At 38.8% G+C, this 26253-nt stretch carries 24 protein-coding genes; all 24 read right to left on the bottom strand.

From position 1 onward, the window contains the following. Positions 1-13: 13 nt before the first annotated feature. Positions 14-2584 carry a DNA mismatch repair protein MutS gene (gene mutS, locus NV349_RS05665; protein WP_271912545.1) on the bottom strand — a complete coding sequence of 857 codons (2571 nt, stop codon included), beginning with the start codon at positions 2582-2584 and terminating at the stop codon, positions 14-16. A 128-nt stretch (positions 2585-2712) separates the two neighbouring features. After that, entirely contained in the window at positions 2713-3360 is a 648-nt protein-coding gene (cotE, locus tag NV349_RS05660) for an outer spore coat protein CotE (RefSeq protein WP_170829783.1), read from the bottom strand. Between the two features lie 135 nt (positions 3361-3495). Further along, positions 3496-3933 carry a YlbF/YmcA family competence regulator gene (locus NV349_RS05655; protein WP_058844648.1) on the bottom strand — a complete coding sequence of 146 codons (438 nt, stop codon included), beginning with the start codon at positions 3931-3933 and terminating at the stop codon, positions 3496-3498. Further along, a complete protein-coding gene (gene miaB / locus NV349_RS05650) occupies positions 3934-5478 on the bottom strand; it encodes a tRNA (N6-isopentenyl adenosine(37)-C2)-methylthiotransferase MiaB (RefSeq protein ID WP_058844647.1) in 1545 nt (514 codons plus the stop codon). It abuts the gene before it with no gap. 203 nt (positions 5479-5681) lie between these two features. Continuing rightward, a complete protein-coding gene (locus NV349_RS05645; RefSeq protein ID WP_271912544.1) occupies positions 5682-6950 on the bottom strand; it encodes a carboxylate--amine ligase in 1269 nt (422 codons plus the stop codon). Between the two features lie 569 nt (positions 6951-7519). Then, entirely contained in the window at positions 7520-8533 is a 1014-nt protein-coding gene (locus NV349_RS05640; protein ID WP_271912543.1) for a histidinol phosphate phosphatase domain-containing protein, read from the bottom strand. Then, the gene (locus tag NV349_RS05635) at positions 8533-9315 is read right to left on the bottom strand and encodes a DeoR/GlpR family DNA-binding transcription regulator (protein ID WP_271912542.1); all 783 of its coding nucleotides are present in this window, start codon (positions 9313-9315) and stop codon (positions 8533-8535) included. Before NV349_RS05635 ends, NV349_RS05640 begins: the two co-directional genes overlap by 1 nt. Then, positions 9312-10313 carry an ABC transporter ATP-binding protein gene (locus NV349_RS05630; protein WP_271912541.1) on the bottom strand — a complete coding sequence of 334 codons (1002 nt, stop codon included), beginning with the start codon at positions 10311-10313 and terminating at the stop codon, positions 9312-9314. The genes NV349_RS05635 and NV349_RS05630 overlap by 4 nt, the downstream gene beginning before the upstream one ends. Then, complete coding sequence (locus NV349_RS05625; RefSeq protein WP_141903508.1) at positions 10310-11095, bottom strand: ABC transporter permease; 786 nt, start codon at positions 11093-11095, stop codon at positions 10310-10312. Before NV349_RS05625 ends, NV349_RS05630 begins: the two co-directional genes overlap by 4 nt. Next, positions 11092-11937, bottom strand: coding sequence for an ABC transporter permease (locus NV349_RS05620; RefSeq protein WP_271912539.1), 846 nt, complete (start codon positions 11935-11937; stop codon positions 11092-11094). The genes NV349_RS05625 and NV349_RS05620 overlap by 4 nt, the downstream gene beginning before the upstream one ends. Positions 11938-12009: 72 nt before the next feature. Then, the gene (locus tag NV349_RS05615; RefSeq protein ID WP_036121228.1) at positions 12010-12846 is read right to left on the bottom strand and encodes an alkaline phosphatase family protein; all 837 of its coding nucleotides are present in this window, start codon (positions 12844-12846) and stop codon (positions 12010-12012) included. Beyond that, a complete protein-coding gene (locus NV349_RS05610; protein WP_101966385.1) occupies positions 12836-13924 on the bottom strand; it encodes an ABC transporter substrate-binding protein in 1089 nt (362 codons plus the stop codon). Before NV349_RS05610 ends, NV349_RS05615 begins: the two co-directional genes overlap by 11 nt. Before the next feature lie 241 nt (positions 13925-14165). Then, positions 14166-14543 carry a 2-oxoglutarate ferredoxin oxidoreductase subunit beta gene (locus tag NV349_RS05605; protein WP_230593789.1) on the bottom strand — a complete coding sequence of 126 codons (378 nt, stop codon included), beginning with the start codon at positions 14541-14543 and terminating at the stop codon, positions 14166-14168. Between the two features lie 209 nt (positions 14544-14752). After that, a complete protein-coding gene (locus NV349_RS05600) occupies positions 14753-16126 on the bottom strand; it encodes a sensor histidine kinase (protein ID WP_271912537.1) in 1374 nt (457 codons plus the stop codon). Then, positions 16117-16776, bottom strand: a complete 660-nt coding sequence (locus NV349_RS05595) for a response regulator transcription factor (protein WP_036121239.1) — start codon at positions 16774-16776, stop codon at positions 16117-16119. Before NV349_RS05595 ends, NV349_RS05600 begins: the two co-directional genes overlap by 10 nt. A 10-nt stretch (positions 16777-16786) precedes the next feature. Beyond that, positions 16787-17542, bottom strand: a complete 756-nt coding sequence (locus NV349_RS05590) for a lantibiotic immunity ABC transporter MutG family permease subunit (RefSeq protein WP_089932025.1) — start codon at positions 17540-17542, stop codon at positions 16787-16789. 3 nt (positions 17543-17545) lie between these two features. After that, the gene (locus NV349_RS05585) at positions 17546-18274 is read right to left on the bottom strand and encodes a lantibiotic immunity ABC transporter MutE/EpiE family permease subunit (protein ID WP_089932023.1); all 729 of its coding nucleotides are present in this window, start codon (positions 18272-18274) and stop codon (positions 17546-17548) included. A gap of 1 nt (position 18275) precedes the next feature. Further along, entirely contained in the window at positions 18276-18983 is a 708-nt protein-coding gene (locus NV349_RS05580; RefSeq protein WP_089932163.1) for a lantibiotic protection ABC transporter ATP-binding protein, read from the bottom strand. A gap of 214 nt (positions 18984-19197) precedes the next feature. Continuing rightward, positions 19198-20064, bottom strand: coding sequence for a 2-oxoacid:ferredoxin oxidoreductase subunit beta (locus NV349_RS05575; protein WP_058843921.1), 867 nt, complete (start codon positions 20062-20064; stop codon positions 19198-19200). Then, positions 20064-21803 (bottom strand): 2-oxoacid:acceptor oxidoreductase subunit alpha, encoded by a 1740-nt coding sequence (locus NV349_RS05570; RefSeq protein ID WP_271912534.1) that lies wholly within the window; start codon positions 21801-21803, stop codon positions 20064-20066. The genes NV349_RS05575 and NV349_RS05570 overlap by 1 nt, the downstream gene beginning before the upstream one ends. Before the next feature lie 262 nt (positions 21804-22065). After that, positions 22066-22332 (bottom strand): stage V sporulation protein S, encoded by a 267-nt coding sequence (locus NV349_RS05565; protein WP_004224903.1) that lies wholly within the window; start codon positions 22330-22332, stop codon positions 22066-22068. Positions 22333-22510: 178 nt separating this feature from the next. After that, entirely contained in the window at positions 22511-23308 is a 798-nt protein-coding gene (locus NV349_RS05560) for a TIGR00282 family metallophosphoesterase (RefSeq protein ID WP_058843922.1), read from the bottom strand. 405 nt (positions 23309-23713) lie between these two features. Next, on the bottom strand, positions 23714-24724 hold the full coding sequence (locus NV349_RS05555; RefSeq protein ID WP_249646036.1) for a glycosyltransferase family 2 protein: 1011 nt from the start codon (positions 24722-24724) through the stop codon (positions 23714-23716). Further along, positions 24706-26235, bottom strand: a complete 1530-nt coding sequence (locus NV349_RS05550; protein ID WP_089932019.1) for an oligosaccharide flippase family protein — start codon at positions 26233-26235, stop codon at positions 24706-24708. Before NV349_RS05550 ends, NV349_RS05555 begins: the two co-directional genes overlap by 19 nt. Positions 26236-26253: the final 18 nt, after the last annotated feature.

Genomic DNA, 26253 nt, shown 5'->3' with positions numbered 1-26253 from the left:
ATCACTCCTTTATCTATTTTTTTACGTTGATTAGCTCTTGCTGTAGCTCATATAAAATATTCATTGCCTGCATAGGTGAAGTGCCTAAAATATTGACTTTTTCTAATTTTTTTAGCACCTCTGCCTCGGCTGGTGAAATCGGCTCTTCCTCTGCAAACAAAGACATTTGCACGGGTTGTTCAGCCATTACTTGTGTTTCAGCAACTACTTCTTTCCCAGCCTCAAAATTCTCCAGTAAAACACGCGCTCTCGCTAAAATTTCTTCTGGCAATTGTGCGAGCTGTGCTACATGAATACCATAGGATTTATCAGCGGCTCCTTTTTTCACCTTATGCAAGAACACAACCGTTCCATTTTTTTCCGTAGCCGATACATGGACATTTTGTAAGCGAGGTAAATCCTTTTCCAGTGCCGTTAATTCATGATAATGCGTAGAAAACAACGTATTTGCACCGATTTTATCATGAATATATTCCATCATCGATTGTGCCAAACTCATGCCGTCATAAGTCGATGTGCCACGTCCGATTTCATCAAATAGCATCAAGCTATTTTTTGTTGCATGCATAATAGCATGTTGTGATTCAAGCATTTCTACCATAAATGTGGATTGTCCTGCTGCTAAATCATCAGCCGCTCCAATGCGCGTAAAAATTTGATCGGTAATAGGCAGTCTCGCCTTTTCAGCAGGTACATAACAGCCCATTTGCGCCATAACAACAATTAAGGCTACTTGGCGCATATAAGTACTTTTACCAGACATATTCGGCCCTGTAATAAGCATCATATTATGCTGCTCTTCTAGCACACAATCATTTGGTACATACATTTGCTTATTTAACATTTTTTCAACAACTGGATGTCGTCCCTCTATAATTTCGAGCGCACGTCCACCATGAAATTCTGGTTTTGTAAAACGATATTTTTCTGAAACACTTGCAAAGCTTAGTAAAACATCTAGCTCACTAATACTTGCTGCAAGTGCTTGTACACGTGGGATATATGCCTTTAATGCCTCCCGAATTTCCACAAACAGATTGTACTCTAATGTTAAGCTTTCTTCCTCTGCATTTAAAATTAATGCTTCTTTTTCTTTTAGTTCGTGTGTAATATAGCGCTCTGCATTCGCCAACGTTTGTTTGCGCTCATAGCGTGTTAAGTCAGCTAAATGAATATTCGATTTTGTAATTTCAATATAGTAACCAAAAATTCGATTATAGCCTATTTTTAAATTTTTAATGCCTGTTTTCATTCGCTCTTCTTGTTCAAGTTGGGCAATCCAATCTTTACCGTTGCGAGCAGCATAGCGTAGTTCGTCTAAGCGCTCATTGTAGCCATCACGGATGACATCCCCTTCTTTAATGGTAATAGGCGGATTATCAGTGATCGCCATTGCTAATAAAGCCTCGACATCTGTGCATGTATCAAGTGCTACACCTAATTGCTGTAACGTCTCTTTATTTGCCCCCATCAGCTGCTGCTGAATAGCTGGCACTTGACGCAATGAATCACGTAATTGGGCTAAATCACGTCCGCCTACATTGCCAAACGCAACACGACCAGCCAAACGCTCTAAATCATATACTTGTTTTAAGGAAGCTTGTAGCTCAGTGCGCACAAAATATTCTTCCAATAAATCCGTGACAATCGCCAGCCTGTCCTCAATCGCTGTACGAGTAGCCAGCGGCTGATGTAGCCATTGTTTTAATTTTCGCCCACCCATTGCTGTCACAGTATCATCTAATAGCCATAAAAGTGTTCCTTTTTGGTCTCCACCACGAATCGATTGAATCAACTCTAAGTTTCGTTTGGAGCTAGAATCAATGCGTAAATAATTTTTAATTTCATTAAACGTGAAAGCTTGAATATGCGATAAAGAGCGCATTTGTGTTTGATCGATATACGCTAACAAACGAAGACAGGCAACTTGTAATGGCTGGGGTACGGCTTCTAAATAGCTTGCTGCTTTGTCCATAGGCATTTCATCCACTTCAACTGATAGCACAATCCCAGCATGAACGGCGTGCTCTGCTAATAGTAGCTGTAAACTATCCGTTACAATAAGCTCTCGAATACCATAAGCCTGCATTTGCATTAAGAGGGCTTTTCCATCGCCTTCAATAGAAGAAGCCACTGCTTCACCTGTCGATAAATCTAAATAGGCATAGCCAAATGTCGTGTCATCTAATTGCTCTGCTGCCCCAATAAAGTGGTTGGTTTTACCGTCAAGCGCCTTACCTTCCATAATGGTTCCGGGTGTGATAAGCTGAACCACTTCACGTTTGACCACACCTTTTGCTTGCTTTGGATCTTCTGTTTGTTCACAAATCGCCACTTTATAGCCCTTTTGCACAAGTGTTTCAATATAATTTTTAGCCGAATGATGCGGCACACCACACATTGGTATTCGCTCTTTTGCGCCTGCATCTCGGCTCGTTAATGTAATCTCTAAAATTTGTGAGGCATTGATGGCATCCTCAAAAAACATTTCATAAAAGTCACCTAATCTAAAAAATAAAAAGGCATCTTTGTAGTCTTCCTTTACCTGTAGATACTGTTGCATCATTGGTGTATATGTTGTCATATAATTATTTACCTCGCTCTTACCATATAGATATTTTTATTATAACAAAAGATACATGCGAAACGCTTCCTTCACCTTTTTTAAGATGCTAGCATTTCGCATGTATCAAAAAATGATGTTTTTTAGACTTATCTTGGTCGTTCATCAGGAAACGATGAGGACTCTAACACATACCTGCTTTCTCCATCAGAGCTGGAAGATGAGCTGGAGCTTGATGAGGAGGATGAAGAACTTTCATCATTAAAGCTCCAATCTTCTTCATAGTCTAATGGATGGACACTAATACAAATTGTTGTTTCACCCATTACTTCGACAACTACTTCACGTTCTACAACAATTTCAAACTTCGTACCACATGGAGAGATAATCGCTTCAATACAATTTGGTTCTTGTATCACACGTACACGAACATCATCACCAACGCTAATTTCACCTTCACGATAATGAAGCTTCACTTTGTCTTTATAGTGAACCGTTTCGGAAAACACAGCTGTTTTCGAATGGTTACTATAGGCATACCACACATTGACATCAAATTTCCCAGTTACTTCTACAAATTTCCCGACTCTTTTCGCAGAGCAAGTATGATTGATTACCCAGCATCCTAAAATACTTGTCGGTTTATTTGTTGGTGATAATGTTACACGTTCTTCCGTTCTCTTCTTCCCTTTGGCAACTACTGCTTTCGTCACGATTTGTCGTAAACGTTTCAGCGCAATTCCTCCTTCGACTCTTTTCACTCCATCATATGCAGGTAGCGCCCATTGGGTGAACATATATTTTTAGAGAATGAAAAGTATCGTCCAAATCTTTTTCCGTGAGAGGTCTGCTATAGCATGGGAATGCTTCAATAGAAGAAGACATGAAAAAAGCTCGAATGCTGTCATTCGAGCTTTGATTTCGAGGATTTATTAAGAGCAGCTACCTGGCTGAGTATTTTCTACGTATGAACCCGTTTCACCACGAAGAACATCGCCACCAGTTGAGCGAACAATTTCATTTGTAACATTATTTGCGATGGTATTCGATACCAGTTGCAATAAGTCATTGACATCGCCTTGTGATTCTTTAAATTGTTGCACAACTGGAATAGCATTAATTTCTTCTTCGATTTTAGCAATTTTATCTTCAATCATTTTTAATGCTTTTTCTTTCCCTAAGTGTTGGAAATTAACCGCCTGTTTTTGTAAGCTTTTTAAGCTTGCAATACGTTCACGTACTTGTTGATTTTCATTAATCTGTGCTTCTGCCTTTTTGAAAAATTCAACCTCTGGTGTATTTGCAATCATATGTGCAATTTCATGTGATTTTTTAATTAAATCTTCTTTTGTATATAACACTTGTGTCATTTACGCTTCCACCTTTTCATTTTTTACGACTTCCACAAATTCACCCGTAAGTGAATAAGATGTAGTCTCTATTATTTTTACTTTTACTAATTGACCAATTACTTCTGCTGGTGCTTTAAAGTTTACTAAACGATTTTTCCGCGTATAGCCCGCTAGCACATCGTCTCGTCGTTTACTTGTACCTTCAACTAATACTTCGACAACCTCACCATTTAACCGTTCTAATGCTTTGCGTGAGTATTCACCCACCACTTCATTTAAACGTTGAAGACGCTCTTTTTTCACCTCTTCAGGTACATTGTCGACCATTTTGGCAGCTGGTGTTCCTTCACGAGGAGAATAAATATACGTAAATGCAGCCTCAAAGCCAACTTCACGATATAAGGACAATGTTTCCTCAAATTGCTCCTCTGTTTCATTCGGATAGCCAACGATAATATCTGTTGTTAATGTTACTTCAGGTATTGCGGCTTTAATTCTGTCTACTAAACCAAGGAAATGCTCTCGTGTGTATTTACGCGCCATAATTTTTAGGACGTCATTCGAGCCAGATTGAACTGGTAAATGGATATGCTCCACTAAGTTGCCACGCTTTGCAAGGATTTCGATTAAATGATCATCAAAATCACGCGGATGACTCGTAGTAAAACGGATACGTGGAATATCGATCTTTCTTAATTCATCCATTAAATCGCCAAGACGATAGTCGATATCCTCAAAATCCTTCCCGTAAGCGTTGACATTTTGTCCCAGCAGCATAATTTCTTTATAGCCCGCAGCCGCTAACTCACGAACTTCGGCAATGATTTCCTCTGGACGACGACTGCGCTCTTTACCACGAGTATATGGAACGATACAATACGTACAGAATTTATCGCAACCATACATAATATTAACCCAAGCCTTAATGGAGCCAAGGCGTTTTTTCGGCAGATTTTCAATGACATCGCCTTCTTTAGACCAAACCTCAATCACCATTTCCTTCGACATATAGGCTTCTTTTAAAATGTTTGGTAAACGGTGAATATTGTGCGTACCAAATACCATATCGACGTGTGGATAACTTCTTAAAATTTTATTAACAACAGATTCCTCTTGGGACATACAGCCACAAACCCCGATAAGCATCTCAGGGTTTTTTCGTTTATATTTCAGCAGGAAACCCAGTTCTCCAAATACTTTGTTTTCTGCATTTTCACGAATAGCACATGTATTCAGCAAGACAACGTCAGCCTCTTCAATCATCTCTGTTGGTGTGTAACCAAGCTGCATAAAAATCCCGGCCATCACTTCTGTGTCATGCTCATTCATTTGGCAGCCATAAGTACGAATATAGAAGGTGCGATCTTTGCCCATTCCTGCGAACTCTTCTGCAATGCTAAAATCCTTATGATACTTGACATCTTCTTTGCCACGTTTTTTAGCATCTTTTAAGGAAGGTGCTGTAAAGACCTTCTCAAAATATTTACTATAATCCTTTTCAGGCTTGTCTTCTTTTTTTGGTTGATTGACCTGTTGATTAGCTAAGCGTTGTTCCTCATTCATCGCAATCAGGTAACTCCTTTCAAACGAAATCCATGCACTTGAATTCCCATTTTATTATTATACTGAATAGTTGATACTTCCTACAAGGTTTGCGCCTCAAATGTCGTGGTTTCGACTTAATTACATGATGATAGGAGTAATTATCCATCAGCTTTAGCGTTCTATCCTTCAGTTTTGAAGCGCTATCCTTTCGTTTACATATGCTAACCATCGCTTTCATTAAAATACTTGCTGTACTTTACATGTAAGTACTGATTATACAATTTCAGCTTCATCCAACGTTTAATATTCATATCTTCTTTATACAGTAATGCATCTGTGTATCGTCCTTCTTTTACTAATCGCTTTGCTTCTAATTTTAATTTTTCATTGTTCATGTGTTTAAATAAAGTTTTTAGCGGAAGTAGTGACCATAGATGCTTAGTTTGGACATACGTTCGTTCATGATGAACGCCAAGCAAATAATCATCCACCATATACTGCATTAAATTATGACCGCTCGCCGTCACATAGTAGCTGGAAGCCCCTGCTCGCAAATTCATTTCAAATAGCTTATAGATTCCGTCTCGAGCATCATATTTCATATCAAAATTAGCAAAACCTGTATAGCCAATGTCCTCTAAAAAGTATCGAATGGAATCCATTAGCTGCTCATCGTAGTCTGTCATAACAGCTAAAGAAATACCTTTATTTTGCGGAGAAGGATCTTCAAGCAGTTTATTGCTGACACACATCAATTTGACTTTATGATCTCTTCCTACAAATACATCTAGTACACGAATAGAAGAATCATCACCTGGAATAAATTCTTGAACAATCAAGGAATCTTCATAGCTAGAACGATAAATACTGCGAATAATGTATTGCATCTCACTGGCATTATTTGCAAGAAATATTTTTTTCTTTTCGGGAAATGAACAGTGCGTATATGTCACTGCATTGGAAGGTTTAATGATAATGGGATACTGGAAAGGGAGTTCGCTGACTGCGTGATGCTCATTAGTTATGATCATGGTTTTGGGGTAGTTTAACTTATACTGATCACAAAGCTGATAAAATTTTTCCTTCGTTTGCACCTTCTTTAGTAAAGCTTGATCTATATAAGGTAAAATAAAATATTTTTCAAGCCGTTCTTTATTTTCAATGATAAGCTCTGCATAATAGCAGTCACAAACGATTAAAATCAATTTATTCTGTTGGCATTGCATGGCAACCTGGATTAAAGCTTGTACAAAATGGGCAGGGTCATCTAGACGCTCTACATAGTGAAAATCCAGAATGCTACTATTTTGCGTAGCAATTCCCTGTGAGCCTCCCAAAAAGAGTGAACGCATTGTTGCCCCTTTTACGGTGGGCTCAATAACAAGACTCTTGATACGATACGCTTCATAAAAAGAGCGGGCAACCCCGTAGGCATACTGACCCGATTGTATAATAATAGGTAAAAAGGGTTGTTCTTTTATACATGTCAATTTGACTCGCCTCACATTATAAAAATGAATTTAATCATTTGTATGCCAGCTACATTATACTTATGTAACAGAATGAAAAGGCACTATTATGTAACTTTAGTGCCTTTTCATAGTGTTGAAAAACAAAACTATCCATAGAATTTTTGTGAAAGGTGAAAATGGATTTCCGTTGCAGATTACTTACTTTCCTGTCGGCTCGCCTGTCTCCCTATCCCACGGGAGTCAAGTAGCCTTCCACTCCATAAAAATGTTAACTTTTTTTGCAAAGGTTCAAGTGGAGGGATGTTGTCACACATCACTTCTCCACATTGAAAATAAGAGGCTATCTCCTCTCTTATAATATAAATAATGGGCTATTTTGTTCAGGAAAAGACACTTTTGCAGAATGGTTGATTGGAGCGGAGCCAACGTCACTCCTAGGGGATTAGCGTCACAGTTGAGACATTGGAGCGCACGGAGTGAGTGAAGCAGCTCGTCGGACGCCCCCTGGAAAGGACGCTGGCAGAACGGAAATCAACCCCTCGCCTTTCAAAATGGCTGTTTCTGCTGTTGACATCACCTTTTTTCCATCACGTTAATGCTATCATTTTTTTGACTCGCTGCTCAAAAGCAACAATAGCTTGAACACCGTGACTTTTTAGTAGCTCGGTATTAGCACTTGTATATTTACCTAGATCATCAGGAAAATGCGCATCAGAGGATATAGTAAAAGCCACTCCATGGTCAAGTAAGGTTTGTAAAAAACGAGGGCCTGGGCACATTTCCTTTACAGGGTAACGATAATACAGCCCAGCATTGATTTCAGTGGCAGTTTGAGTTGTCGTTAGGGCCTGGGCAATCCGTTTATACCAGGCATCAAGAAAAGCATGATTCTCCACCTGATAATTAAATACTTTAAAATTATCTAAATGTGCAACAAAATCAAACATATTGGAATGAATCATTTGCTCGACAACCTTAAAAAATTGCTCATAACTTTGTTGTAAAGCAGACTGATCCATTTGCTCAAAAAGATGTTGTGTTTGAGGATTATCAAAGCCCCAGCCGTCAACAAAATGGACAGAACCAATCACATAATCCCAAGGATAACCAGCTAATAAAGCAGCTAATTGCTCTTCCCCGCCAATAAAATAATCTGCCTCTATACCCAGTCTCAAAGTAATGCCATGTTGACGCCATTTTTCCTTCGCCTGCTGAATGGTCGACACAAAGGCATCTATGTTCTCTGTCATCACGCGATCTAGCCAATAGCGCTGTACTTGACCAATCTCACTATCATCCAACCTCATAAAGCGTTCGAAATAGGCACGCGTTTCTTGAAAACGATATAAATGATCAACAATGCCTACCTCACGCAAGCCAAGCTGCTTGGCCTGTTCGAGATATAAATCCAACCATTCCTCACTATAACACCCCTTTTGCACTCGCTGTACTAACCGCTGTACTTGACAGGACATTTGTTGCTTGGAGCCTTTTTTCGCCTCATCCTCATGCTGGAAAAACTCCAGTGCCTGTGATGTACGCTCTAGCCAGCGAAATGAATAAGGTCCCTCTTCTAAATGTACATGATAATCAATTGTCATCAACTTTTCCCTCCATTACATACCGTCCATTTTTCCTCATAGGCTTGCCATTCTAATGGACAAGTACTTTCACAAAGAATTTCTGTACATTCATCAAGATGACAAATTTGAAAAAATGATTTGCCATTTATTTTGGTTGCATCGGCTAATAAATAACTCACTTTACTATGCTTGAGCATCTTCTTAGAAATAAGGGATTCATCCAAATCGTAATCATAAACAATGCCGTCACTAATGCCACCGCACGATAAAAATGTCTTATCAAAATTCATATTATCAAGCATCTCTAAAGTCATAGCGCCTGCAACTGAAGATTGTTTTGGATTCGCAGTGCCTCCTAGTAATATGACCTTGCCTGTCATACGTCGTTCTTCTATGGCTAAATTAAATTGTATTGCTGCTGCAATCGAGTTCGTTACAACCGTTATATCATCAACCGCTAGTAAAAAATCGGCCATATGGACCGTTGTCGTACCTGTATCAATTGCAATGGTATCACCATCACAAATACGTTTTGCTGCCATACGAGCAATTTGGCGCTTTGCCTCTTTTTGCATTTGCAGCTTGCGTAAAAATACAGGCTCGTTGCGCACGTTCGTATATTTAATAGCCCCACCATGGACTCTTGATAATAAATGCTGCTGCTCTAATTCATCAAAATCTCGGCGAATTGTTTCTGGTGCTACCTGAAGGGCATCGGCAATATTGGCAACAATGATTTTCCCGTCTCTCTCTAATTGCTTTAATATAAAATCAAATCTTTCAAGTTTGGCGTACGTCATGATAGTGCAATCACATCTTCTTTTGCGACATAACAGTTATAGGATTTGCCCATTTCAATCGAATAGCCTTGTTGATGTAGTTGTTCCATTGTAAACACCGTTTCACCATCAAATGTAGTACGAATAATATTGCCACTCATTAATGATTGTTTAGCGATTCCTACTAGACACATATCTCCTTCTCGTTGATTGAGATGCAGTGCTTCTGGTCGAATGGCAAATTTAGAGGCTTGCTCGACTAAAGATTCTCCAAGCATGTTTTCTAAAGTCTCGCGTGTAAAGACATTATAATGCCCAATAAAGTTTGCAATAAATTCATTATTCGGTCTTGTATAAATCTCTGTTGGTGTACCGTTTTGAGCAATGCTCCCATTATTCATGACAAATATTCTGTCTGAAACGGCCATAGCCTCTTCCTGATCGTGCGTTACCAAAATCATTGTCATATTGAGCTTACGTTGAATAGCTCGTAAATCTGCTTGTAGCTTCTTGCGAATTTGAGCATCGAGTGCACTAAGGGGTTCATCTAATAGCAGCACTTTAGGACGGACGATTAACGCACGTGCCAGAGCAACACGCTGCTGTTGCCCCCCCGATAATTCGTTTGGGTAAGCATTGGCTTTCTCACTTAGATGAACGAGGGCTAGCATTTCTTGAACACGCTGCTCGATGTCTGCCGCATTGACTTTTTGCATGCGCAAACCAAAGGCAACATTTTCTTGCACAGTCATATTAGGAAAGAGTGCATAGGATTGAAAGACCATGCCCACTTGACGATCCTTTGGCTGTACGCCACTCATATCTTTTCCTTCAATTGTAATTTTACCAGACGATGCATCTGTTAAGCCTGCCACAATGCGCAAAATGGTGCTCTTGCCACAGCCGCTAGGACCTAACAATGTAATAAATTCACCCTTTTGGATATTCATCTGAATATTGCTTAAAACCGTTGCTTGTCCATATTTTTTATGAAGCCCTTCAATAATAAGATAACTCATAGATTTGTAGCACCTTTCGATCGTTTTGTTACAATGGCAATGACAAATGTTAATAGACCCATTAGCACGATATAGATAAAAACAACTGCACTTGCAATATGTCCACTTGTGCTAAGCTTTTTCATTAAGTAAATTTGAACTGTTTCAAAGCGAGAACCAACCACAAGGTTAATCAAAACAAATTCACCAAATAAGACGGAGAATGATAACAAAGCACCTGCAAATAAGCCTGGATAAACGGTAGGCAGTAAAATTTTTGTGAAAGCCTGCCTTTTTGATGCACCAAGCAATTGGGCCGCATCAAGTAGCTGCCTTGCATCTATATTTCTTAAACTATTTCTTGTTCCTTGATAGATATAAGGAAGAATCCCCACCACATAGGCTCCTAGAACAACGAATATCATTGGTATACCTATTTGGCTATACACTCGAATGAGCCCTACAGCTAAAATGATTCCAGGGAAAGAATAGACCATGACCACTGCTATCTGTATCCATTTTTCGTATGTAGGAAAATACAAAACAATAACGAAAATGGCTGGCACAATGACAAGGAGTGCAATACTAACCGCACCACTTGCTAATAACACAGAACGGCCAAATGCCTGGATAAAATCGGTATCCTGAAACAATGTGGCAAGCCATTTTAATGTAAGTCCTTCTGGTAATATTGTTTTATTCCATTTCGATGCAAATGCATAAAGCGTCGTTGCCAATACTGGCAATAGTAAATACCCCACTAACAAGAGGAAAAAGAAATCAGCCAAGCCTCGCTTTTTCATTTTACTTTCCTCCTTGTTTTAGAGATACTCCACTCACTAATTAGCATGGCTGTCACCATTGTCACTGCTAATATAACAGCAATGGCACTAGCTAGCTCTGGCTGAGCAAAAATATCACCTTTTATTAAGGAACCTATACGAATGGCCACTAAATTATAATTACTGCTTGTTAGAGCATAGGCAGAGGCATACGCTCCCATTGCATTAGCAAATAACACACTAAACGTTCCTACAATCCCAGGTAACATAACTGGTAAACCAATCTTCAGCCAAAATTGCCAAATAGACGCTCCTAATAAAGCTGCTGCCTCCTTCCACTGTTGCTGAATCCCATCATAAATGGGATATAACAACATTAGCGATAATGGCAGCTGGAAGTAAATATAAATAAGTAATAAACCACCCCAGCTATAAAGAGAAAAGGATGTCAAAGCATCAATGTCCCATTTTTCAAATAACAATGTAAATAGACCACTATTACCAAGTAAAACGATAAAAGCAAATGCTAGCGGTATACCTGAAAAATTGGATGTTAAGTTCGTTAGTATTAAAATTTTCTCCCGTACTGGCTCAGTCAACTTCATCATGGCATAAACAGCGAACAATGTGACTACTAATGCAATAACAGCCGATACAACAGACAATGTAATACTATTTTTAAAGCCTTGCAATATATAGTCGTTCGTAAAAATGGACTCGTATTGCGTTAATGTAAAGCCCTCACTATTTTGAAAGCTCGTAATAAGCATATACAGTAAAGGCACTAGGAAAAATAATAAGAGTAGTACAAGAAAAGGCGAAAGCCAGGCAATGGACTGCCGCTTCGATATCAACACAACCACTTCTTTCTATAATTACTTGCGGCTCAAGAAGGATAGTAGTCGCTCCAACCTAAAAGGAGCGACTACTATTAGTTACACCTCTTTTGCTGTATACACACCTTCTAGCAAAAGGGGCTCCATATCATCCGCAGGCTCCATATTTAATAAATGACAGCACAGTGGTGCAATTTGTAATTGCGAAATAATCTCTTCTTTTATACCAGCCTTGACGGAATCCGAAATGACAAACAGTGGGACATGACGATCCTCATGCGTTGTTCCACCATGATTACCATCACTTGTCATACCATGGTCAGCCGTCACAATTACCTCATAGCCCTGTGCCATACACTTTGGAATAAATAATGAGAGCAGAGCATCCATCGCTAACACACGATTGCGGTATTGTGCAGAATCCGCCGTAAATTTGTGACCATCATCATCAACATTCATAGGATGAATATAAAGGAAATCAGGCTGCTTTTGATCCATTAACCAAGCTGCATCAGCAAATACATGACTATCTGGATAATGATCCTCAAAATAGAACAAGCCATTGTCAATCGGTAATTGCGTATCAAGCTGTAGCCTGTCCTCCATATAGTTAAATGGTGCTCTATTATAAAGCTCACTCACCCAATAATAGGCGGAGGCTGCCGTGGACAAACCATGCTCCTTCGCGACATGAAAGACACTTTTCTGCGTCGATAAGCGTACCGTCATATTGCTAGTAACGCCATGAACAATAGGGGGTGTCCCCGTTAAAATCGTCTCATATAATGGCCTTGATAATGATGGCACCTCTGCGCAAATCTTATAGCGAGCAGCCACCTGACGCTCCACTAAATGGTGCAAGAATCCCATATGTGTACAGGCTGTATCAAAGCGCAATGCATCGATGACAATAAGAACCACTTTGTTATTTTGCATGGATTAACACCTGCTCTTGATAGAGTTGAGGGATTTGCTTTGTTGTTTCTTCCCATTTCTTTTGATCTTTTACTGGCTGTGCATTCGTATACATATCTGCTGGTAATAATAAATCCTTTACATCTTGTGGAAGTTCTACGTTGTCTCGAATCGGACGCGCATAGCCTTTTGCTAAATTTTCTTGACCAGCGTCAGATAGAATGTATTCACGTGCTAGCATGGCAGCATGAGGGTTTTTGGCATATTTATTAATAATTGTTGCATAACCAGAAGTAACAGATCCTTCCTTTGGTATCACTACATCGAAGCGCTCCTCATCGATTTGGTGACGATAGCCTAATGCATTAAAATCCCATAAAATCGCTACATCGATTTCACCTTTTTCTAAGTTCGCTACTGATGGATCCCCCTGTAAACGACCTTGTTTCGCTAATTCAGCAAAGAAATCAACGCCTGGCTGGATGTTTGATTCATCTCCACCAAAGGCCATAGCTGCTGCTAAAATAGCAAACTGCGCTTGGTTAGCTGTTAATGCATCTCCAATACTGACTGTATAATCCCCATTTTTCAGATCCTCCCATGAGGTCGGGGCATTCTTTACATTATTTGTATCTGTTAAAAATGAAATTGTTCCAGTATAGCCAACAATCCAGTTTCCTTCATCGTCTTTTGCCCAATCCGGTATTTCATCCCAGTAGGAAGTTTTATATGGTAATGTTAAGCCCTTGTCCTTAGCGATTGGTCCAAAGGCAATTCCAACATCCCCAATATCGGCTGTCGCATCATCTTTCTCTGCTTCAAACTTCGCTAACTCCTCAGCACTCGACATATCCGTATCCTTGTGTTTGATGCTATATTCGGTTCCTAGCTCTTCCCAAGTTTCCACCCAGTTCGCCCATGTATCTGGCATACCAACAGAGTTAACAGTGCCCTCTTCCTTTGCTTTTTCTGTAATTTCTTCAAGCGATAAATCCTTGTTTACCTCATTTGCACTAGATGAACTGTCAGAACATGCTGCCAACATGGAAATGGCTAATGCACCGATTAGACCTTTTTTCCACAATTTTTGAATTGCCATGTGTTGGACCCTCCATTTGTTTTGGTTTATTTTTATTTGCTTACAACCCTAATGGTATAAAACAAACATTAAGCAAGTATGGAGGTCTTAAAAATATTTAGTAAAAATTATTGAGAAATTATAAATATCTATGAAAATACTTAATAAGTGAAGGAGCATTGTAAAGCTGAATGGAGGAGATGAAGAAGAAATCTAGTTTTGTATGTGTACGTTGGCTTTACCAGACGTACACATACCTAGATTATTTGGAGAGACCTAAAAAATCTGCATATGTATGCGGCTCATTTTCCTTTAGAATTGTTAAAAATGTAAACGCCAGTTGCACAACTGACCACCATCTCATATTGTAGGACATCTCAAAACGAGAAGGTTCTAACGTAAAGACATCTTGAAAAATCGTGAGCGGCTCGATTTGCTCATCTTTTAAAATAGATAGAAAGCCCAGAAACAACGTATGATCCTTCACTTCAATCAGTTTGTCATCTACAAGAGCATCAATATTTTCAGGTTGCTGAAAATTACACTGTGTAGCTACATAACGCTCTAAATCCTGAGCACGCTTTCGATCTTCACGTTCCTTTTTCTTTGCAATAAAATCAATGACGTTATTCACGTGCATCGCCTCTTTTTTTCTTTTATTGTAGCATTTTTTAAAAGAACATTGCCCGCACCGCCCCCTACAATTTTTACATGAAACCTTTAATTGTGTTTTTACTCACGATTGTACATTGAATACTCGTGATTGCAGTGTCTTTACTCACGGTAGCAGTACTTTTACTCGCGATTGATCGCTAAATAATCGCTAACAATAAAAAAGACATCTTATAATTAAGACGTCGCAATGGTGATTATCACTTTTCCTCCTCCCGTTATTGAATCATTAGCCAACGTTAGTGTTCCACCATGTTTTTGAATGATGGACTCGGCAATATAAAGCCCCATGCCATGATGATTTGCTGCATTTCTACTTGGATCTCCCTGATAAAATTGCTTTGTGGCTCTCTTTAAATCTTGCGATGAAAAACCAGCCCCACTATCCATCACAGTAAAATGAATAATATCGGCCTCTCCCTGAACAGATAAAGTGACTTTGCTATTATGTGGCGTGTGCTCTATAGCATTAACAATCAAATTTAATAAAGCCCGATAAAAAAGCTCCTCCTCTATCATAAAGGCATCAGGCAGTTTATCCTTTTCTACACTAACTTCAAGGTTTTTTTCTAAAGCAAGCGCCTTCATTTGCTGTTCTAGCTGTTGTATAAATGAAGCCAGCTCTACAGTTGTTTTTACACCACCAACACTTTGCTCCATATTGGATATATCCATTAATTGCTTTGTGAATTTTTCAATTTCTAGCGTATTTTTTAATATATAAGTGTTGTATTCTTTTTGTACTTCATCTTGAACAGTATCCAATAAAAGTTCCGCATTACCTCTAATAATCGTAAGAGGTGTTTTCAAATCATGAGCAAGTGCAGAAATTTGTTCTCTGCGTGCTCTCTCTGCCTGCCATTGTTGTGTCAATGAAGTATTTAATGCCTCCTTCATCTGCTCAAAGGAGAGTGCAATATCATCAATTTCTCGAATCCCAGATGGTTTTATATGAAAATCTAAATTTTGATGTTGGATTTTTTCAATGGCTTCTTGTAGGCCCAACATTTTTCGTTTAAGTCTTCTGCCGAAATGCACAGCAAGTACCGTTGCCTGTACGATAACGCCTATAATAAACAATAGTAAAGCCGTTAATTGGGGATTAGGTAAATATTTTCTCATAACAGGTGAGCGATACTCAGGGGCTAAACCATAGCGTAAAATACACACTTCCTGTTCTCGCTCAACAAATGCATAAAATCGAACATTACTTTTCGTCTCTCCCTTTTCCTTTAAACGCCATGCATGGGAAGCCTCTTTTTCTGTTAAAGTACCAGAAAGAAATTCCCCCTTATTAGAAATCACTGCGTAGTCTACAAGATCAGGAATCATATCATCTGTGACCTCACTGCTTGTAGCAATACGGTCTTTCGCTAAAGTGATTTGTGTTTCAGCATAATTGGCTGGCAAAATAATAGTAGCTGAAAAAGCAAACATAAATAAACCGATTAATAGTGCCCCTAATAAAATGATACTTAAGCAAAGAAAGAATAAATATCTCAGGAAAAATGTATGAAGGTGTGTTCCTTTCCTCGGTTTTATCATCTCCATTTATAGCCGATCCCCCAAACCGTATCAATGACATCTATGTCAAACGCATGTAGCTTTGACCGAATATTTTTGACATGTTCTGTTATCGCTGTACTGTCACTTTTGCCATCAAATCCAAAAATTGATTCGTATATCTGTTCTTTTGAGAAAACTTGCCCACGATGCCGTGCTAAAAATTCACATATTTCATACTCACTTTTAGTTAGCAGGATGCGCTCATTCTGAACAAACAGTTCTTTACCAGAAAGATTAAAATGAACTTTATCACTATAAAGGATGTTCCGCTTCTCTCTGCTTTCCCGTCGGATATGCGCATTCACCCTTGCCCGTAGCTCTCCAATGCCAAATGGTTTAATCAAATAATCATCTGCACCTAAGCCTAAACCATACATCACATCTTCTTCTAAGGATTTAGCTGTAAGAAAAAGAATCGGACAATCTACAGCATGCCGAATTTGCCCACATAATGTAAAGCCATCCATAATAGGCATCATCACATCAAGCAAAATTAAATCAAAGGAACCTAAATCCATCTTTCCTACTTCTGTCGGTTCGGACACAATGGTTACTAAGTGTTTATCTTTATAAAGTGCATTCTTTATCAACATTAAAATATCTACTTCATCATCCACTACTAATATATTTGCCATAATTCACCCTCTAATTTTCAGATGCTCTACCTTCCCATCTCCAAAACCATAAACAAGACAGCGCAAAAGTCAATAGGATACCCCCTAAGCACGCCATTATGCCAGTTTGAATACTTGTTTTGAGCAATGTTAAATCGGTTCCCATCGATGTTAAAATCCATAATGAAACAAAATGACCGCTCCATCCATAAGGGAAAAAGGGCCAAATACGATCCCCTAAGCCTGTAAGCAATAGGGCGACCAACAGCGCTTCTACAATACCTAAACCAATCGAAGCGCCTTTACCAAATTGGAGGCTTACAAATAAATGTAACATATAGAAAATCACATGACTGCCGAATAGAATACAAGCAGCCATACTATAAAATGAATAGCTCAAATCTACTTCATGTAATAATTCTCTAAAGCCAAAACTAAAAATAGCTATAGATAGAAAGATGGCTCCAAAGCTAAACAATAATAATAAGATGAGCTTGCTCATGTATGCCTTTATTTTTATGTTTGTTGTAGCTAGCATGCCTTGGAAACGACCAGCGTTTGCTTCTTGCTCAGATGCCATAGCACATACTAATCCTATAATAATCGGTAGCCCACAAGCTAACCCCTGAAAATAGGCAGTTACTTTTCCTTGAAAATCCCATGGCGAATAGGAGTAGTAGGCTAGAAATAGCCCAGAAATAGCAAGGGGGACAAGTATATGTGTCAGCAAAAAAGGTGTTCGTTTTGTTTTAAGGCATTCCACTCTCAATAATCGTAACATGTCCATCCGCTAGTTCGCCTCCCTTTTTTGGAACCACTTCGCAGTAAGAAAGCTAATCATCATAAACCAAGCTAGTGCTATCAGTAAGCCCGGAAGTATAACGCCTTTATCCAATAAAGGACTGCCTTGTGGTACTGGTAGACCGTTTGGTAATATGCCAAGTGTTGAACATAATAAACGTGCACCAATTGCAAATGGATAGTAATACCATAGTTCCCCATCCGCAAAGGCAACAATCCCTAAGATATTGGCTACTACATTGAGTAAGATAGTCAAATAGGTGCCTAATTTAGCTGCTAGGAAAAGACATAAAGGTATTTGCCACAAAAACGTCAAGAAAATAACAAAAGTACTTAGTAAACTGCTCTCTATTGGTAAACTATGACCGAATAGCCTGCCCCCAGCCGTGATTCCCCCAAAGAAAATAATCGTAATCACAAGAAGCCATATGCTTAATGATACTATTTTTCCTAGCCAAATCTTTTTAAGATCCAGTGGTAAAGCAAGAATACTATGGTATTTTATTTTTTTATCCTTTTCGACCACTAAGGCACAGCAAATCGTCAGTGCGCCTGGTAGCAGCATAGTATACCACCAGTTATAAGCACCTGTTTGAAAATACACGCCACCCATCAGCACGGCACTTATCAGTAAGGTCACAAGGGGCGTAAGCCAAAGTAGTTTGGCAATAAATGTTCGTTTCCATTTTAATTTTTCCGCTTTCATTATGGCTATCATGCTAGTAACCTACCTTTCTATTGGTAGCTACAACCTGCATAAACAGTGATTCTAATTCCTGACCTTGTGGTGCCGGTCCCTGATAGCCAAGCTTGCCATCAGCAATAATGCCAATGTCATCCACGACCTGTTCCACCTCAGACAAAATATGACTAGATAAAATAACGGTGATACCTTGCTCTGGAAATGAGCGAATAAGCTGACGAAGCTCCTGTATACCAATCGGATCCAGTCCATTTGTAGGTTCATCTAAAATTAACAGCTTTGGCTTGTTTAACAGCGCAATCGCTATACCTAATCGTTGCTTCATACCTAAGGAAAACTGTCCGGCCCGTTTTTTCCCTGTTTTCGTTAAATCTACAATTTTTAATACTTCTTCAATACGACTTTGCGGTAGACCTAACGCTATCGTGCGAACTTGTAAATTTTCCGTTGCTGTTAAATTGTCATACAAGGGAGGTGTTTCAATTAACACGCCGATGTCCTGTAAATCATTTCGTGTCCATGTATGTCCATTAAAAATGATATTTCCGGCATTTGGTCGTAACATACCTGTCATCATTTTTAATGTTGTGGATTTCCCCGCTCCGTTTGGTCCAAGTAAACCGTAGACTGTATTACGTTGGATTTCTAACGATACATTATCCACAATTTTTTGCCCTTTAAACGACTTATTAAGATTTTCTATCTTCAATATTAAATCTTTCATCATTATTCATCATCCTTTCGATGACCTTAGTATAAAAAACAATTATAAGGATTTTATAAGGATTCAATATCAAATACTCGCGGTGGCTGTGCTTTTACTCGCGATTCTTCTCTAAATACTCGCGGTAGCTAGGCTTTTACTCGCGATTCCTTACTAGAGCATAAAAAAAAGCATTTGGAATGTCCTCATTCCAAATGCTTTGATTCTATCATTTTTACATAAATTCTTTTACTAAATCATTGAAATCATTTTCACTCATTTTAATATCGATATCTGTTAATGGTAGCTCTGAGTAGCCAGGTACTTTTTCTTGATACGATGTTGTTTCCGTATCATGATAAATAACACCTGTTACTAAGCCCTCATGCTCCATCACTGTACGCATTGCCATACCACGATCATTGTGATCATAGCCTTCTACATCCGCTAGTTTTGTTAAGTTCTCTTTAAACCAATCGTATGTGTTCACTTTGTTATACGTTACACAAGGTGAAAAGACATTGATAAATGAGAAGCCTTTATGGTTGATACCAGCTTCGATTAAAGCTGTTAACTCTTTAATATCAGTAGAGAAGCCTTGTGCCACAAATGTTGCACCACTTGTTAATGCTACCTCTAATGGTTTCAATGATGGTTCAATCGCTCCACCTGGTGTAGATTTTGTAATAAATCCAGCAGCAGAACGTGGCGATGTTTGACCTTTTGTTAAACCATAAATTTGGTTATCCATTACAATATACGTAATATCAATATTACGACGGATAGCATGAATTGTATGCCCCATACCGATAGCAAATCCATCACCATCACCACCAGAAGCGATGACATGTAGATCACGATTGGCCATTTTTAATCCTTGTGCAATCGGTAGTGCACGACCATGAATACCATGGAATCCATAAGAATTAATATAGCCCGAAATACGTCCTGAACAACCAATTCCTGAAATCACAGCAAGTTCATTTGGCTCAATTCCGACATTTGCTGCAGCACGTTGAATAGCTGCTTGTACAGAGAAGTCTCCACAACCTGGGCACCAGTTTGGTTTCACTGTATTACGAAAATCCTTAAATGTTGCCATTAGCGAGTCAACTCCTTCACACGATTTTCTAATTCACCTGGCAAGAATGGCGTACCATTATATTTAGTGATTGTCGCGATTTTATCGTGACCACCAATATTCATCTTCATAATATTAGCCAATTGACCCGTATAGTTATTTTCTACAACGATCACTTTTTTCGCTTGTGCTACAAGAGGTGCCATTTCCGTAGATGGGAATGGGTGAATTAAACGAATATGCGCATGATTCACTTTCATTCCTTGCGCATTAAGTCGTTCTTGCACTTCCTCGATAGCTCCTCTTGTTGAGTTAAAGCCTACTAATAAGATATCCGCTTCCTCATGTGGTGCATTGACAAAGACAGGGTTATCAAATTTCAAACTCTCTAATTTACGGAAGCGTTTATCCATTTGTGTTTGACGATTGCCCGTTGCCTCAGATGGCTTCCCTGTTTCATCATGTTCAACACCTGTAACGTGGTGAATACCATGCAATGTACCTGGTAAAACACGAGGTGAAATCCCATCTTCAGTATCTTCATAGCGTTTGAAGTAGGCTTTATCGACAGCTTCATCAAGGTCATCAATCACAATTTTACCTCGACGAATTTCAATTTTATCGTAATCAAACGGTTCTACCGATTGTTTCCCTAGAGACAATTGTAAATCTGTCATTAAAATAACTGGTAATTGCAATTCCTCTGCAATATTAAATGCTTGGATTGTATCAAAAAATGCTTCCTCCATTGTTGAAGGCGCAATGACTACTTTAGGGATTTCTCCATGTGTTCCGTAAAGCATAGCCATTAAGTCCGATTGTTCTTGCTTTGTTGGTAGTCCAGTTGAAGGGCCTCCACGTTGCGTGTCTACTACTACTAATGGTTGCTCTGTCATACCGGAAAGACCAATTGCCTCCATCATCAATGAAAGACCAGGGCCTGCTGAAGCAGTAAAGGAACGTACACCACCAAAGTTAGCTCCGATTGCCATTGTTGCCGCAGCAATCTCATCCTCCGTTTGGATAACTGTCCCACCGAATTTCGGTAGCTTCTTAATTAAGTATTCCATAATTTCAGAAGCTGGCGTAATTGGGTATGCTGCCATAAAGCGTGTCCCAGCAGCTAATGCACCAAGTGCCACGGCATCGTTACCAATCATAAACATACGACGTTTGCCATCTGCAGGTGCAAGTTCCCATTGGCCTACACGTTCACCCAAAAGCTCATTCATAATTTGACGACCACGTGTAATGGCTTCCATATTTTTTTGAACGACCTCTTCGCCCTTTTTCCCAAAAATATCATCGACAACATTTTGGAACACTGCATCCTCTAGGTTAAGCAATGATGCTGTTGCTCCGATGGCTACCATGTTTTTCATTAACGATGTACCAAGCTCTGCTGCTATTTCTGTAAATGGAACAGCAAATAATGGCGCCTTTGAATCTTCTGGTTTGACCGGGTCAAATTTTGCATCCGCTAAAATAACACCGTTTTCTGTGAGCTCTTTATAATTGACATCGATTGTTTCCTGATCGAATGCCACTAAAATATCTAAATCATCCGCAATTGCACGCACTTCTGTTGGACGAACTGTAATTTTATTATTCGTATGGCCACCTTTAATTCGAGAAGAGAAGTGACGATAACCGTATAGGAAATAGCCTAGACGATTCATTGCCATTGAGAAAATTTCACCTGTACTCTCAATCCCTTCACCCTGTTGCCCACCGACTTTCCATGAAAGCTGATGTAACATGTCAACAACTCCTTAAATCCAATGTGTACTATTATTTTTCCTTCATAAGTTTAACACGAAGAAACCTTCTGCACTATTGTTTCTCAACGATTTAGGCGAAAATCAGACCTTTGACTGAAAATCCTGTTCATAAAGTTGTAATTTTCAAATCCAAGCAAAATCACACCTCTATTTCAAGTGACATGTATCATATGTAAACAGGAAAACGAAAAAATGCCTTGCCACGTTATTATGTGACAAGGCATTTTAGTTCATTACTTTTTTATCGAATACGTTTTTCCACGAGCAGCTTCAAGGCTGTACGTTCTTCACCAGCAATTAAAATATCGGCAAACGCCGGTGCGCAAATTAAATCTGTGCCACTTGGCGCTACAAATCCGCGTGCAATGGCCACTGCTTTTACGGCTTGGTTAAGTGCACCTGCCCCAACTGCTTGCATTTCTGCCTGCCCTTTTTCTCTGATTACCGCGACTAATGCACCTGCAACTGAATTTGGATTAGAGCGTGATGATACTTTTAATGAATCCACAATTATTCCTCCCCGTTTCGCGAATAGTGTTTACGCTCAACAACTCATGTCCCCCTTTTTGGACTTCAAGTTATTGTCCGTAGCACATTTTATGCTCCGCAAAACGGAAATAGACTAGTTTCACAAATAAACCTGTATCCACAGCAAAAGAGTCGTAAACCAACATACTTCGACTTATTTATCCTTGAAACGGATAATCTTCATTTATATAAATTCGTTCACAGGCAGTAGCTTTCCCTGTTCGATCATCCATCTCTACAAAGAAACCACTTAAAACCTCTCGTCCTTTTTTCGGTACTTCAAAACGGGATGGCATATTTGTTTGGAATTTATAAATGACACTATCCTTCGTCATGCCTAAAACCTCATCATATGGACCTGTCATACCTACATCCGTGATATAGGCTGTGCCGTTCGGGTAAATTCTTGCATCGGCCGTTTGTACATGTGTATGTGTCCCCACAACCGCAGAAGCCTTGCCATCTAAATGCCAGCCAAGGGCAATCTTTTCACTAGTCGCTTCCGCATGAAAATCTACGAAAACAAGTGGTGACGTTTGACGGGCTTCCTCAATTAGCTTATCTGCCATTGCGAATGGGTCCTCATGAGGAGGTAAAAATACACGACCATGTAAATTAATGACAGATAATGTCACACCGTTTTTAGAAATTTGCACCATACCTTTACCAGGTGCCTCACTTGAAAAGTTAGCTGGACGAATTAAATAATCCGCATCATCGATAAAATCGAAAATATCTTTATTGTCCCATGTGTGATTACCCATTGTAATTACATCTACACCTATTTGTAGCAGGCTATTATAAATATTATGAGTAATGCCACGTCCTGCCGCAGCATTTTCACCATTGGCAATGACAACGTCTGGATTATATTTCTTTTTTAAGCGAGGTAAATATTTTTCCACCGCATCTCGACCAATTGAACCTACAATATCGCCAATAAATAAAACCTTCATTTTTTAACCACTCTTTCTTTCCATTACGCCTCTATATCATTATGCTTCAGAGACTTTAACTTCGCACCTGAATACCATCACTAATTGTAACGCTAGGAGGAGGATTACGCAAAATAAAATATCAATGACGCCTCGGCGTCATTGCCGCTGATACTTCGCCTTTGCGCAGATAAACAATGCTTCCAGATTTTTTCGAGCTAACAAGTAGAAGTTAACCTAAGACCGTCACGACCTGTGACAACAATTAACTGACCTGCATCGTGCAGGCTTTCTTCAATATCAATAACCTCCGCCAGTATCCTTGGAGCAACATGATATTGGTCACACCGTTATTGCTCCTTTTGGTGTCTCCCTATTTCAGTTGGCGTCTTCATTGCAAAAAACATCGGCTAAATCAAGATCAATCTAACAACGCGAAATCACTTGATGCTTTTTCACATTTAAATAAATTAGTGTTGAAGATAGTGTAAGCCAATTGTTTTTGATAAGCTTTAAAAAAACAATTTGTTTCATCTTTCGTTTCATTAACTTAACCTTTAATACGTCTGGATAAGCCTTTAAAAAGGATTGAATCTCATACTTCATCTCTTGTGCAGTAGCACTTTGATGAAGAATAATCAATAGCCCCTCCAATTGGTAATTCAGAAAGCTATTTTTCACTTCCGCATAAACCTCGCCATCCTGTAGTTCCTTCAAAAGCTTTTTATACAATACATCATAATTGTGTCGTAAATGGACCATGGCTTTTTTTGTTAAGGAGCTTTCATTCGCCACATTATAATAATAAAGCTGTCTTGGAACATAACAGATGGACTGATTTTGTATGACAGCCCTTGTCAGAAACACTGTATCCTCTGCAAAGCTCATCGCTTCATCAAACCGTAGCCTATGGAAATCTAAAAAGGATTTTTTATACAATTTACAGCTGGCAAAACCAAAATGTGTTTCCCCTATTTCAGTAAATAATTTGTGTAAACAATCAATGGCACTGTAAGTACAGTAGCTGTTGGATGGATAATATAACGACCTGCTGCCCTCCGCTGCTTGCCAAAATAAATCACATTTTGCAATAGCAGAGCCTGTCAGCTTACATGCTTGATACAATTCTTCAAGCATCGTTAGCTCTAGCCAATCATCTGCATCAACAAAGGTAACATATTGACCGTTGGCATGGTGTATTCCAACATTTCTTGCTTTACTAACACCACTATTGGCATTCGTAAAAATGGTCATACGTGCATCAATTTGTGCAAACTTTTGTAAGATCGTTAATGATTGATCTTCACTGCCATCATTAATGACAATAATCTCAATATCCTTTAATGTTTGCTGACAAATGCTTGTTAAACATTTCTCCAAATAGGGCTCAGCATTGTAAACAGGTACAATAACGCTCACTAAGATTTTGGACGCCAAAATATTGCGCCTCCTTTACGAAAAAGCTCTAGCCACTTTGATTTTTGTTTTTTCGTCAAAGCAATACAAAATAGACTGATACCTGCCAGTAGCGTGTAGTAAAAAATAGATAGGCTAATAGATAGCCAAGTAACTGAAGGGTTTGTTAGTTCCCATAAAAGTTCGCTACAGCAAATAGCAACAACAAAGGCCAGTACTAGCCTGCCAATAGTTCGCCAAAACCTAAAGATATCCAAGCCAATTTTCTTGTGGTAATACATATTCATAATCACTACATTTCCAATAAATAATGAACAAGCTGTAACAATCGCGGTACCGATTTTGCCATAAAAGTAAATAGCCGGTATTGATACAAAAATATTTGCAACGGCAACAATGATTAATAAAATGGTTCTAAATTTAAACAAATTTTTTGCCTTCAACACATTAAGACCTAGATTTTGTATGAGATCAATACTAAACGGCACCATAATAATGAGGACAATCGCATAAATGGCAATAAACTCTTGACCTAGCCATAATACTAGAAACTCTTGACCAAAAAGAAAAAAGCCCCCTAATATATAGCCCACAACTAAAAATTGAATCGCGCCAACTTTTACGAATAGCTGATTTATTTCTACTAAGCCATCTTCTTTTGTCACTAGCATAGAAATACGAGGTAAAAACAATCCGCTAATCGCTAAAGCCAGTGACATAAAGATCAACACAATTTGAATCGCTACTGCATAGATGGCAACATCCTCGGTCCCCTTAAATATGCCTAATAACACTTGATCTGTTTGCCAATAAATTTTATCAACAATCACAGTAATAAAAATAAAAAATGAATAGATGAAAATTTCCTTTATGAGAGTTGTATTTTGGAGACTAAATGTGAATTGGATGGACAGTACCTTCATGCAATAAATGGCATCTAACAGTAAAAAAAGTATGTTGTAAATAGCAATAATATAGATCAATGTCACCGCATCTGTTCCCTGTAAAAGAAAAAACAACATTGTCAGGGGCTGCACAATCACCTGTAATAATGTCGTTAATTTAATAAAAATAAATTTTTCATATGCTTGTAAGATGGAAGTAAAGACACCTAACGGAAATTGCATTGCTAAACTAATCGTCATTATAAAGCCCATTAGCCTTGCCTTTTCTAATTGTTCCCCAGATAAGCTTTGCCCAAAAATAATATCCACATGGGAAAATAAGAAAAATCCTATCAATAAAGTAAGACAGCCGATACCAACAAATAATTTCAGAAAAAATCCATTTAATGCTGCTTCTAATGTTGGATCTGCTGCTGCTCGATTTCTAGCAATATAGCGTACAATAGCATTACCTAACCCCAAATCTAAAATGGAGAGATAACCTACAAGTACGATCATTAAGGAATATAGACCAAATTCTTTCTGACCAAGGAGTGATATCATAATCGGTGTGAAAATGAGTGAAGAGAGCATTGTACAGCCGATTGTTATATAAGAAAGAATGGCTCCAATCTTTATTTCTTTCATGAGCACACCTTTCTATTA

The sequence above is a fragment of the Lysinibacillus sp. OF-1 genome (assembly GCF_028356935.1).
GTDB classification, from domain to species: Bacteria; Bacillota; Bacilli; order Bacillales_A; family Planococcaceae; genus Lysinibacillus; species Lysinibacillus fusiformis_D.
This window is presented reverse-complemented; position numbering and strand designations above follow the sequence as displayed.